Annotated in this window: 13 protein-coding genes; 10 read left to right on the top strand and 3 right to left on the bottom strand. The window is 63.1% G+C overall.

Annotated features, from left to right (window positions below; all coding sequences use genetic code 11):
* Nucleotides 1–88: 88 nt before the first annotated feature.
* The 3 genes from PQ627_RS08220 to PQ627_RS08210 all read left to right on the top strand — a co-directional run bounded on the left by PQ627_RS08220 (nt 89) and on the right by PQ627_RS08210 (nt 1,977).
* Nucleotides 89–679 carry a TetR/AcrR family transcriptional regulator gene (locus PQ627_RS08220; protein WP_274259916.1) on the top strand — a complete coding sequence of 197 codons (591 nt, stop codon included), beginning with the start codon at nt 89–91 and terminating at the stop codon, nt 677–679.
* Nucleotides 680–800: 121 nt separating this feature from the next.
* On the top strand, nt 801–1,484 hold the full coding sequence (locus PQ627_RS08215; RefSeq protein ID WP_274259915.1) for a helix-turn-helix domain-containing protein: 684 nt from the start codon (nt 801–803) through the stop codon (nt 1,482–1,484).
* On the top strand, nt 1,474–1,977 hold the full coding sequence (locus PQ627_RS08210; protein ID WP_274259913.1) for a hypothetical protein: 504 nt from the start codon (nt 1,474–1,476) through the stop codon (nt 1,975–1,977). Before PQ627_RS08215 ends, PQ627_RS08210 begins: the two co-directional genes overlap by 11 nt.
* A gap of 214 nt (nt 1,978–2,191) precedes the next feature.
* Here the strand turns inward: PQ627_RS08210 and PQ627_RS08205 are convergent, their stop codons facing one another.
* The gene (locus tag PQ627_RS08205) at nt 2,192–2,830 is read right to left on the bottom strand and encodes a LysE family translocator (protein WP_274259911.1); all 639 of its coding nucleotides are present in this window, start codon (nt 2,828–2,830) and stop codon (nt 2,192–2,194) included.
* Nucleotides 2,831–3,000: 170 nt separating this feature from the next.
* Between PQ627_RS08205 and PQ627_RS08200 the strand changes: the two genes are divergently transcribed.
* From PQ627_RS08200 to PQ627_RS08185, 4 genes are all read left to right on the top strand, one after another.
* Complete coding sequence (locus tag PQ627_RS08200; RefSeq protein ID WP_274260222.1) at nt 3,001–4,413, top strand: aldehyde dehydrogenase family protein; 1,413 nt, start codon at nt 3,001–3,003, stop codon at nt 4,411–4,413.
* 162 nt (nt 4,414–4,575) lie between these two features.
* The gene (locus tag PQ627_RS08195) at nt 4,576–5,433 is read left to right on the top strand and encodes a prephenate dehydratase (RefSeq protein ID WP_274259910.1); all 858 of its coding nucleotides are present in this window, start codon (nt 4,576–4,578) and stop codon (nt 5,431–5,433) included.
* A 62-nt stretch (nt 5,434–5,495) separates the two neighbouring features.
* The gene (locus PQ627_RS08190) at nt 5,496–5,771 is read left to right on the top strand and encodes a type II toxin-antitoxin system Phd/YefM family antitoxin (RefSeq protein WP_274259908.1); all 276 of its coding nucleotides are present in this window, start codon (nt 5,496–5,498) and stop codon (nt 5,769–5,771) included.
* Nucleotides 5,768–6,061, top strand: coding sequence for a type II toxin-antitoxin system RelE family toxin (locus PQ627_RS08185; protein ID WP_274259906.1), 294 nt, complete (start codon nt 5,768–5,770; stop codon nt 6,059–6,061). The genes PQ627_RS08190 and PQ627_RS08185 overlap by 4 nt, the downstream gene beginning before the upstream one ends.
* A 10-nt stretch (nt 6,062–6,071) precedes the next feature.
* On the opposite strand, the gene trxB is transcribed toward PQ627_RS08185, so the two are convergent.
* On the bottom strand, nt 6,072–7,043 hold the full coding sequence (gene trxB, locus PQ627_RS08180; RefSeq protein ID WP_274259904.1) for a thioredoxin-disulfide reductase: 972 nt from the start codon (nt 7,041–7,043) through the stop codon (nt 6,072–6,074).
* 255 nt (nt 7,044–7,298) lie between these two features.
* The gene (locus PQ627_RS08175; protein ID WP_274259902.1) at nt 7,299–9,482 is read right to left on the bottom strand and encodes an MMPL family transporter; all 2,184 of its coding nucleotides are present in this window, start codon (nt 9,480–9,482) and stop codon (nt 7,299–7,301) included.
* A gap of 154 nt (nt 9,483–9,636) precedes the next feature.
* Here PQ627_RS08175 and PQ627_RS08170 point away from each other — a divergent pair, with 154 nt between their 5' ends.
* The 3 genes from PQ627_RS08170 (at nt 9,637) to PQ627_RS08160 (ending at nt 11,559) form a co-directional block, all read left to right on the top strand.
* A complete protein-coding gene (locus PQ627_RS08170) occupies nt 9,637–10,203 on the top strand; it encodes a MarR family winged helix-turn-helix transcriptional regulator (RefSeq protein ID WP_274259900.1) in 567 nt (188 codons plus the stop codon).
* 81 nt (nt 10,204–10,284) lie between these two features.
* Complete coding sequence (locus tag PQ627_RS08165) at nt 10,285–11,100, top strand: methyltransferase domain-containing protein (RefSeq protein ID WP_274259898.1); 816 nt, start codon at nt 10,285–10,287, stop codon at nt 11,098–11,100.
* A 99-nt stretch (nt 11,101–11,199) separates the two neighbouring features.
* Entirely contained in the window at nt 11,200–11,559 is a 360-nt protein-coding gene (locus tag PQ627_RS08160) for a YciI family protein (protein ID WP_144661061.1), read from the top strand.
* The last annotated feature ends 3 nt before the right edge of the window (nt 11,560–11,562 follow it).

Raw genomic sequence — 11,562 nt, 5'->3', positions numbered from 1 at the left:
GATTTATTTTCTATAGTTGTAGAGAATAACCAAAACGTAAGATGGGTCACAAGACCTTTCGCCGACATTTTTCCCAGGAGCCCACCCCGTGCCAAAGATTGTCGACCACGATCAACGACGCCTCGAACTGGTGGACGCAACCTGGCGGATCATCGCGAGACTTGGCATGGAAGGCGCCACCATGCGGGAAATCGCCGAAGAGGCAGGTTTCGCAAACGGCGCCCTCAAGCCCTACTTCCCTACGAAGGATCTCCTGCTCACGTCCGCTTTCGGGCACGTATTCAACCGGACCAACCAACGCATCGCAGTCGTGACGGAAGGGTTGTCAGGACTGGCGGCCCTGCGCGCCTTCTGCGCCGAGGTCCTTCCGCTGGACGAGGAACGCGTCAACGAAGCGCGCATCGTGATCCCCTTCTGGCAAAAGGCACTCAACGACGCCGACATGGCCGCCCTGCACAGCGAATCCATGAACCAGTGGCACACCACCATCACCGCCCATGCCGCAGCAGCCCGGGCGGCCGGTGAGATCGCCACCCCGCTGGAGGATGCCGCCGTCGCCGATCACCTGCTCAACATGATGCTGGGCGCGCAGATTGTGGCGGCACTGTCACCGGCTGAACACTTCTCGCAGGACCTTGAAGGCCAGCTGGACAACTATTTGGCACTACTGGCTGCGTGAGCACGGCCGCCTGTCCCACGCGAGATTCCACATTCGTAGCGGAATCGCTATGAATGTGAAATGTCCACAAGCTGCGCCAAGAACCGTTACATATTCATAGCGATACCGCTACCATTATGAAATGGCGCTCAGCATCTCCGAGTTGGCAAACCGCCTCCATGTGAACGAGAGCCGAGCACGGCACCTCGTCAATTCCGGACGCATACGCGGGCAACGGGTCGGTGGACGCTGGATAGTTGAGGAAGCCGATGCCGCCCAGTACCGCCCAGGGAGGCTTGCCGGCCGACCACTTTCCGAACGAAGCGCCTGGCTGCTCATGTCATCCTTTTGGGACGAGAGCCCACGCTCTCCCCTTGATTACTTAGCGATCTCACCCATCGAGAGACATCGTCTCAACGAACGGATCAGGCGGCTTCAGGACTCCTCCGCTCCTCAGGACCTCCTCGCCGCATGGCTCGCCAATCGCGCCGAAAAGTTCGAGTTCTCCTCCAACCCGGCAGACATAGCCGAGCTTCGCGAGGACAAACGAATCTACCTCTCCGGGGTTTCCCATCCACGGTCAGGACTGCTGGCGAACGCAGAGCTGGAGGCGTACGTGCGACGCGACGAACTAAAAGACGTCGTCAAAGACTGGTTCCTGGTTGAACCTGCCTCCGGCAAGAGATCCAATGTCATTCTCAGAGCAGCCGATCAAATCCCGGATGAACTTCCACCACTTGCTGTGGCGGCAGACCTCGCAGAGCGGCCAGGTGTCCGCGAACAACAGGCCGCACGTGAAATCCTTGGGAGCATTCATGCCCATTGAGCTTCCAGCGATGCCCCTCGAACAACAGGAAGCATGGCAAGCGGTCTTCGAAATCCATGGCTCCATGCCCGACGGCTGGGTCTTGGTCGGCGGCCAAGCCGTCTTCCTGCACGCCGTGGAGCGAGGAGCTCCGACCGTGCGGGCCACGAATGACGCGGATATGGCCCTGGACATCCGTGCCTTCCCGACGATGCTCCACGACTTCACCGCCCTCCTCGTGCGGCTCGGATTCGAGTCCGCAGGGGAATCACTGGAGGGCTATCAACATAGATGGACACGCGGACAGGCCGTGATTGATGTCCTGATCCCGCGCCATCTCGGTGAACGCGCCGGGCAGCGACGCGGTGTTACGGGTGGAACCACAATTGCTGCACCAGCCAGCCAGCAAGCGCTCGACCGTTCGGAGACCGTTGCCGTTCAGGCAGGATCAGCGACCGGCAGCGTGGTCCGGCCACGCTCCTGGGCAGCCTCATCGGTAAGGCCGCAGCACTGACCATCATTAACGACCCCCGCAGGCAGCGGCACATCGACGATTTCCTCACTTTGGCCTCTGTTATCCGGGCGTCCGACCTTCGCGGTGTGGCTTACAAGCCGGCTGAACGGGACCACCTTGCAAATATGCTGGGTCGCCTCGCCAATGAACCGGAGCTTATGGATCAGTTCCCGGAAGGTGGCGAGGGCGTGGAACGCCTCCGTCTGTCGCTGAGCTAGCTCGTCGCCCCTGACGCCACCACACCCACGCCCAGCCCCGCGATAATCCCGCTGGAGGTACGTTCGACGACGGTGCTCACCTTGGGCTTTTTGAGCCACTTCATTGCCTTGAAGGCCACGACGGCGATCATGGAGAGGTAGGCGAAGGCGATCACGGCCACCACTACACCAAGGATCAACGAGGTGCCCATCGTGTCGCCGCCGTGCGGGATGAACTGCGGGACCACCGCCAGGTAGAACAGGCCAACCTTCGGGTTGAGGAGCGTGGACAGAGCCCCGGCGCCAAGCGCCGAAAGCCGGTTGTAGGGCAAAGGCTCTTCAGCGGATCCACCGGCGCCAGCCTTCGCAGCACGACGCGACTTGATGAACGAGGAGATCCCCAAGTACAGCAAGTACAACCCGCCGGCGATCTTGATCCAGCGGAACAGCTCCGCGGACTGCTCCAGGATCGCGGCCAGGCCCACACCCACCAGCGCCGCCCACACAATCGCCGCACCCGCCGAACCCGCCGCGGCAGCAATTCCAGCTGAAGGCCTGTTCAACGCAATGCGCAGCACCAGGAAAGTGTCGGGGCCAGGAGTCACAGACAGGACCAGGCAGAGACCAGCGAAAGCAGCGAGGGAAGCGAGAGTCACAAGATCGATTGTGGAGGATACCGGCAGGTAGCGAAAGCCTGGAAAGCGTTCGCTTGCCGTCAAAGCCTGTTCGTCCAATGACAAGACCGCTCCTCGTGACGCCAACCACACTGGAGACATCGCCGCGCGCCGAATCGGCCGCCAAGACTTACTACCTGAGCGGAGTACCAATGGAGACTTACGACGCCCTGCTGGCCTCGATCACCGCAGCCCCCGGCCAGAACAGCCGCACCATCTTCGACCCCGCCACGGGAGAAACTGTTGGCGAGGCCCCGGTCCACACCGTGGAGGACCTCCAGCGCACAATCGATGCGGCCGCCGCAGCCCAGCCAGCCTGGGCGGCCTTGGGCCATGACGCCAGGTCGGCCGCGCTCCTGAAAGCAGCCGACGCCGTCGAACGTTCCGCCGAAGAACTCGCCCAGCTGCTCTCCCGCGAGCAGGGCAAGCCACTGAACGGCCCGAACGCACGCTTCGAAGTCGGCGCCTGCGCCGCCTGGCTGCGCGCCACCGCCGGCACCCCGCTGGAACCCGAAGTGGTAGTTGACGACGGCGAAACCCGGGCCGAGCTGCACTACCGGCCCATCGGCGTCGTAGGCGCGATTGGTCCTTGGAACTGGCCCATGATGATCACCGTCTGGCAGATCGCGCCGGCCCTGCGCATGGGTAACGCCGTGGTGGTCAAGCCCTCCGAGTACACGCCGTTGTCCGTGCTCGCCCTGATCTCGATTATCAACCAGGAACTGCCCGAGGGCCTGCTCACTGTGGTGTCCGGGGGCCGTGACGTCGGTGAAGCGCTTGCCTCGCATGACGCGATCGGCAAGGTCATGTTTACCGGCTCAACCGCCACGGGCAAGGCGATCATCCGTTCCTCCGCGGACACCGTCAAGCGGCTCACGCTCGAGCTCGGTGGCAACGACGCCGGCATCGTCCTGCCCGACTCCGACCCCAAGGCCATCGCCGAAGGCCTGTTCTGGGGCGCGTTCATCAACACCGGCCAGACGTGTGCCGCCCTCAAGCGCCTCTACGTCCACGAGTCCCAGTACGAAGCCGTCTGCTCAGAGCTCACAGCAGTTGCAGCGGCGATGCCGATGGGTGTTGGGCTCGATGAGAACAACCTCCTGGGCCCGCTCCAGAACCGCCAGCAGTACGACATCGTCGCCCGCTTGGTGGACGCCGCCCGCGACTCCGGCGCCCGCATCCTGGTAGGCGGCAACCCCGACCCCGAGCAGCCCGGCAACTTCTACCCCACCACCCTCGTGGCCGACATCGACAACGACAACCCACTCGTCGCGGAAGAACAGTTCGGCCCGGCGCTTCCGATCATCAAGTACAGCACCGTTGACGAGGCCGTCGCCAAGGCGAACGCGCTCGACGTCGGACTCGGCGCCTCGGTCTGGTCCTCCGACCCCGCCGCCGCCCGCGAAGTCGCCGCGCGCATCCAGGCCGGAACGGTATGGATCAACAAACACGGCGCCGTGGACCCCCGCGTGCCCTTCGGTGGAGCCAAGCAGTCCGGCTACGGCCTGGAGTTCGGCGCCGAAGGCCTCAAGGCCTTGGGAGTGCCGCAGATCATCAACGGCTGATCCCCTTCCCCGCCCAACTAGGGGACAGATAACGTCGCACTGAGCCTCCACAGCGACGTTATCTGTCCCCTACTTGGGCTGCGGGTGGCTGCGTCGGTTCCCGTTGGCCACACGGTGGACGCTTTTGCGCAGCCGTATACCCGGCGTGAAACCATGAGCAGTATGGCCCAGAAGATTGCGTACCAAGGTGAGCCCGGAGCCAATTCGGACCTCGCGTGCAAGGAAATGTTCCCCGAACTCGAAAGCGTGCCGTGCGCCAGCTTTGAGGACGCGTTTGAACTTGTCTCAAACGGGGATGTCGATCTGGCCATGATCCCCATCGAGAACTCCATCGCCGGGCGGGTGGCCGACATCCATGTCCTGCTCCCCCAGTCCAATCTTCAGATCGTCGGGGAGTACTTCCTCCCGATCCACTTTGACCTGATGGGCATTCCCGGCAGCACCATCGAGGCTGCCACCGAGGTGCACAGCCACATTCATGCCCTGGGCCAGTGCCGCCGCATCATCCGCGAGGCCGGCTTGAAGCCGGTCATTGCTGGCGACACCGCCGGTTCGGCACGGGAAGTCCGGGACTGGAACGACCCCCGCAAGCTCTCGCTCGCTCCGCCGCTGGCGGCCCAGTTGTACGGCCTCGAAGTCCTTGCCTCCGGCGTCGAGGACAACCCCACCAACACCACCCGCTTTGTTGTCCTGGCTCGTGAACGCGAACTTCCCACCAAGGAAGAACTCCCCGGCCCGGCGATCACCAGTTTTGTTTTCCGTGTCCGCAACGTTCCTTCTGCCCTGTACAAGGCACTGGGCGGCTTCGCTACCAATGGACTGAACATGACCCGGCTGGAAAGCTACATGGTCGGCGACGAGTTCGCGGCCACCATGTTCCTGTCCGACGTCGAAGGCCACCCGGAGGACGCTCGTCTGCGCCGCGCGCTGGAGGAACTGGAGTTCTTCACCACCGAAGTGCGCGTCCTGGGCGTCTATGCAGCCGATGCATATCGGGAGCGGAACACGGTCAAGGCCTGAGAGGCACCTCAGGCTACAACTAAGGCTAGTTATAAGCTAGAAATCAAGCTAAAATTGTCCGAATGAAGACAGTCCCTCTTAGCGAAGCCAAGGACAAGCTCTCGGCCTTGGTCGAAGAAGCAGACACCACACACGAGATCATCCAAATCACCCGCCACGGGCACCCCGCCGCTGTCCTCATGTCAGCGGATGACCTGGAGTCGCTCCAGGAAACCATTCATTGGCTCTCCCAGCCGAACATCCATGAAGATTTGGCTCAGGCCCGTCGCGACATCGCAGATGGCAACACAAAGAGCGGCGATGATCTGCGCCGCGAGTTCGGGCTGCCGCCCCGGTGAGCGACAACAACAACGAGGAATACGAACCTTGGAAAGTACAGGTCACCAGCCCGGCTCTGAAAACATTTCACCGCCTGCCGGAGAAGGCCGCCTCAGCGATTGTCGAATTCGTCACCGGAGCACTCGCCGATAACCCTCACCGCCTCAGCAAGCCGCTGACCAATGAGCTCATTGGCCTGCGCACGGCACGCCGGGGAGATTACCGTGTGCTGTTCACACTCGACCTTGAAGAGCACGTACTTTACGTCCATCGGATTCAGCACCGCGCAGACGTCTACAAGCCTCGCTGATTCGGCCAAGCTAAAAATGCGTCGGCTCCTCCACAAGTGCCGTGGCGATGCTGTCGGCATCTTCCAGGGCCGCGAGGTACCGCTCGGCATCCAGTGCTGCTGAACAGCCCGTCCCCGCGGCCGTGATCGCCTGGCGGTAGCGGTGGTCCACGGCGTCGCCGCAAGCGAAGACACCGGACAGGTTGGTGCACGTGGTGGGCGAATCCACCTTGATGTAGCCCTCCGCGTCGAGCTCAACCTGGCCCGCAACAAGCTCCGTCCGCGGCAAGTGTCCGATGGCCACGAAGATGCCCGTTGCTGCCTGCTCACGGGTTTCCCCGGTGCGGGTATCAGTAAGGGTCACCCCCGTGACCTTGGTATCGCCATGGATGGCGGTCACGGCTGAGTTCCAGGCGAACGAGATCTTCGGGTTGTCCTTGGCGCGCTGGGCCATGATCCGCGAGGCGCGCAGCTCACCCTTGCGCACGACGACGGTCACGGACTTACCGAATCGCGTCAGGAACGTCGCTTCCTCCATGGCCGAGTCTCCGCCGCCGACCACAATGATGTCCTGCTCGCGAAAGAAGAACCCGTCGCAGGTGGCGCACCACGACACACCATGCCCGCTGAGCTTCTTCTCCTCCGGCAAACCCAGTTCCTTATAGGCCGAGCCGGTCGCCAGGATGACCGCCGTGGCCTCGTGCTTCTCGCCGCCGCCGGTGACCACAGTCTTGACGTGACCTGCAAGCGAAACTTCAGTGACGTCGTCGAACACTATCCGGGCGCCGAACTTCTCCGCCTGGGCCTGCAGCCCGTCCATCAGCTCAGGGCCTTGGATCCCTCCAGGGAAGCCGGGGAAGTTCTCCACTTCCGTGGTGTTCATGAGGGCTCCGCCGGCCGTGACCGAACCAGCCAGGACCAAGGGGTTCAGGCCCGCCCGGGCTGCGTAAATTGCTGCCGTGTACCCCGCAGGGCCGGACCCGATGATGATCAGCTGTTCCATTTATTCTCCTGGATTGATCTGGTCGGGGTCGTCCGCACCCGCTGCCACGAAGGATACATCCATGCGCTAAAGATCGCTCCGTCCGCTGACAATTTTCACAGGCGGGCAACGGCTGGAGAGAAGTCCTCATATTCGCCAATGCCGGCGGAGGGTTCCGTTGGCCTTCCGGTCAACGGACCCACCGCCGGACAATGGCGCGACACCCGGCTGCTTGAGTGCCGCACGCCCGCCATGGATTGACGGGACGGGCACGACCTATCGCCCCACGGACGCTGCTTCTTCCTCGCGCTCCCCACGCGGATCAACTGGGTCCGCCGAAGATCCGCGCCCAAGCTTGCCCGGCCACCAGATCTTGTTGCCGATGTCGTAGGCCAATGCTGGAACAAGCAAGGACCGAACCAGCACGGTGTCCAGGAGCACGCCGAACGCGACAATGAACGCCAGCTGCACGAGGAACATGATCGGGATGACGCCCAGCGCAGCGAACGTGGCGGCGAGGACAACGCCGGCCGAGGTAATGACACCCCCTGTTACGGAAAGTCCCCGGAGGATACCCGGACGCGTCCCGTGCTTGAGTGATTCTTCCCGGACTCGGCTCATGAGGAAGATGTTGTAGTCAACGCCCAACGCAACCAGGAACACAAAGCCGAACAGCGGCACTGTTGCGTCAGCTCCCGGGAATCCGAAAATCCCATTGAATACCCAGGCGGAGACGCCCATGGCAGCGCCGTAGGACAACACCACCGAGAGCACCAGCAGCACCGGCGCAACCACCGAGCGCAGCAGCAGCATCAGGATGAAGAGGATGACTACCAGCACGATCGGGATGATGACCACCAAGTCACGCTGTGCGGTGGTGTTGGTGTCCAGGGCTGTGGCAGTGACACCGCCGACCAACGCTCCCGGGTCTGCTTCCTTGACGGCAACGCGCAGGGCTTTCACGGCATTTTCGGCCTCGATCGAGTCCGCCGCGTTGTTCAACGTGGCGTTGATGAGCACTTTGCCGTCACGGACTGCGGGTTCGGATGGCGTTCCCGGAGCTCCCGTAATGGGCACGCTTCCGTCGGCCAGCAGGTAGGCGTCGCCAACGCCGTCGGCGGCTTTGACCCTGTCCAGGACCTGTTGCGCCGAACCTTCGGAGGCGACCACGACGGCGGGGCTGCCGCTGCCGGCGTCGAAATGGCGCGCCAGGGCGTCCTGGCCGTCCACGGCGTCGGACTTGGACAGGATCACGTCGGTCTGCGGCACACCGTTGGCTTTCAGTTGCAGGACACCCGTCGCGGCCACGAGAAGCAACAGCACAGACGCGATCCAGACGACGCGCGGCCGCCGCGAGACCAGGCGGCCGGTGGCGCGCCACAGACCCTTTTGTCCCTCAAGTCCGGTCACAACGTCAGGTTCGCGTTCGTCGTCGGGCAGCAGCTTGGGCCGGAAGGGCCAGAAGGCGGCGCGTCCCAGCAAAGCCATCAGCGCGGGCAGGAGCGTGAGCGCAGCGAAGAGTGCGCACAGGATCCCTGCTGCGGCCACGGGGCCCAGCGCCTTGTTGGAATTCAGGTCGGAGAAGAGAAGGCAGAGCAAGGCGATGATGACGGTGGCGCCGGAGGCAAGAATCGGTTCGAAGGACGCCTTCCACGCGGTCAGAACGGCCTGCGTGCGGTTTCGTGTGTGGGTCAGCGCCTCACGGAATCGTGCCACGAACAACAGCGCGTAGTCGGTGGCGGCACCGATCACCAAAATCGACAGGATGCCCTGGCTTTGGCCGTTCAGCTGGATCCAGCCGATCTTGGCCATGCCGAACACCAGCAGGATCGCGGCGCACAGGGCAAAGACCGACGTAAAGAGCACGGCCAGCGGAAGCACCACCGAGCGATACACCAGAAGCAGGATCACGAACACTGCGCCCAGGGCTACCAGCAGCAGGATTCCGTCGATGCCGCCGAAGGCGTTGACGAGGTCAGCCGTCAATCCCGCCGGACCTGTCACATACGCTTTCATGCCGTCCGGGGCACCCGGCTGCACAACGTCACGCAACTCCTTCACCACGTCACGGATTTCATCCGTGGACGCGATCGGAACGATGTACTGAACGGCCTTGCTGTCTTCCGAAGGGATAGGACCGACGACGGCGCTACCCAGCTTGAGTGCCTCGATGTCGGCTTTCAGCTTGGCTGCTTCGCCCAGCTGGGCCGGGGTGAATGCTGCGTCGTTCTCGATGATGACCACAGCGGGGATCTCTTTGGAATCACGGAACTTGGCCTGCCAGTCGCCGGCTTCGGTGGCTTCCGCCCCGGCGGGCAGGAAGGATGCCTGGTCGTTGGAGGAGACTTCGTCCAGGCGCCCGAACGTGGGGCCGCCCACTCCTGCGATGCCCAGCCACGTGATGACGAGCACCACCGGCACCAGCCAGCGTAGCCAGAACGGTACTTTCTGCGGATTCATGAGTCCTTCTTCTTGGGGAAGCTTCTGAGTGGTTTCATTAGACTATAGAGTATCTCCATGATGGAACTAATCAAGAGGCTTGCCCTGATGGATGCGCTGTAGGGGCGTGCCGGGGAGTAATATCCGGAGGGCAGAAATGACTCAAGGAGGGCAGATGGCGGACACGAACGGGCAGCAGCCCGGCAATCCTGCCGCCGCGCCGGAAGGCGCCGTCCCGCCGTCGGACGCAGCCCCGGAAGGTGCCGGCCCGCCGTCGGGCCCCTCCCAGAACCTGGTCCGCCTGCTCCAGGACTTCACGCTGGAAGCCAACCACTACGTGGACGCTGCCGGCGGAGCAAACGACATGCACCGCACCGACCTCAACGCCTTGGCGGTGATCATGCGACATTCGGCCGCCGGACTCGTGGTGACGCCGGGAGTGCTACGCAGCGAACTGCGCCTGAGCTCCCCCGCCACCACCGCGCTGGTCGACCGCCTCCATGCGAGCGGTCACGTGGTCCGCGAGCGCCTGGGCACGGACCGTCGCCAGGTCCAACTCCAGATGACCCCCAAGGCGTACCAGGACGGCAGTGCCATCTTCATGCCGCTCGCCATGCGCATGGGCAAGGCCATGGCCGCGTACAGCGCGGAGGAACTGGAACTCGTACGCCGCTTCATGGCCGACATGGTGGAGGCGACCATCGATGCCCGGCGCCAAGCCACAGCGGCGGAACCCAACTAGGGGACAGCAAACGGCCCAATGAGCCCCTATTGGACCGTTTCCTGTCCCCCAGTTGGGGTGGGGTGGTTGTAGCGTTTCCCTATGAACGCGCAGCAGCCAGAAGATGTCTATACCCACGGGCACCACGAGTCGGTTGTCCGGGCCCATGCTTCACGGACGGTCGAGAATTCGGCGGCGTTCGTGATCCCCTATCTCACCCCCGGAACGTCGGTTCTCGACGTCGGTTGCGGACCTGGGAGCATCACCTGCGATTTCGCGGGGCTGGTTGCGCCGGGGCAAGTGATCGGGCTGGACCGCTCTGCCGATATCGTGGCGCAGGCAACCGAACTGGCCAGGGAGCGCGGCGTGGACAACGTGACCTTCCAAACCGGCAATATCTATGATCTCGACTTCGAGGACGAATCGTTCGACCTCGTCCACGCCCACCAGGTCCTGCAGCACCTCACCGACCCCGTCGCGGCCCTGCGTGAGATGCGCCGCGTAGCCAAACCCGGTGCCATAGTGGCCGTGCGCGACGCCGATTTCCACGGCATGAGCTGGTACCCGGAAGTTCCGGAACTCGACGATTGGATGGAGCTGTACCAGAAGATCGCCCGGCGCAACGGAGCAGAACCCGACGCCGGCCGGCGCTTGGTCTCATGGGCGCAGCAGGCTGGTTTCACGCAGGTGGCCCCCACCAGCAGCAACTGGCTCTACGCCACAGCCCAGCAGCGTGCCTGGCAATCCCGGGTGTGGAGCGAACGGGTTCTCCATTCCGCGTTCGCCGAGCAGGCCTTGGAATATGGCCTGGCCAACGAGGCCGACCTTGCCCGGATCGCCGCAGGCTGGCACCGCTGGGGTGCCACCGAGGACGGCTATTTCCTCATTCCGAACGGCGAAGTCATCGCCCGGGCATAAGGCTCAAAAAAGATTCCGGAACCATGTAGAAATGCGCTCGCCAGTTCCGACCCATGAGTGAAGCACCCATCCAGGGCGCCACGTCACAAGGAGTTAGCCATGAAATACATGATCATGATGTTCGGGTCCGCTGAGGGCATGATGGAGACCGCCGATCCTGAATGGATCCGGGAAATGATCGGATTCATGATCCAGATTGACAAGGATCTGACCGAATCCGGGGAACTCGTCTTCAACGCCGGCCTGACCGACGGCAGCACCGCCAAGCTCGTCAAGCAGACCCCGGACGGCGTCATCACCACCGATGGCCCCTACGCCGAATCCAAGGAATCCCTCGTCGGATACTGGGTGGTTGATGTGGCCAGCGAGGAACGTGCCGTGGAAATCTGTTCCAGCATTGTGAAGTACTCCCAGGTGGTTGAGCTCCGTGCCCTCGCGGACGGCCCTCCGGAGGTTTAGCTT

The sequence above is a fragment of the Paenarthrobacter sp. AB444 genome (genome assembly GCF_028736865.1).
In the GTDB taxonomy this organism is placed as follows: Bacteria; Actinomycetota; Actinomycetes; order Actinomycetales; family Micrococcaceae; genus Arthrobacter; species Arthrobacter nicotinovorans_B.
This window is presented reverse-complemented; position numbering and strand designations above follow the sequence as displayed.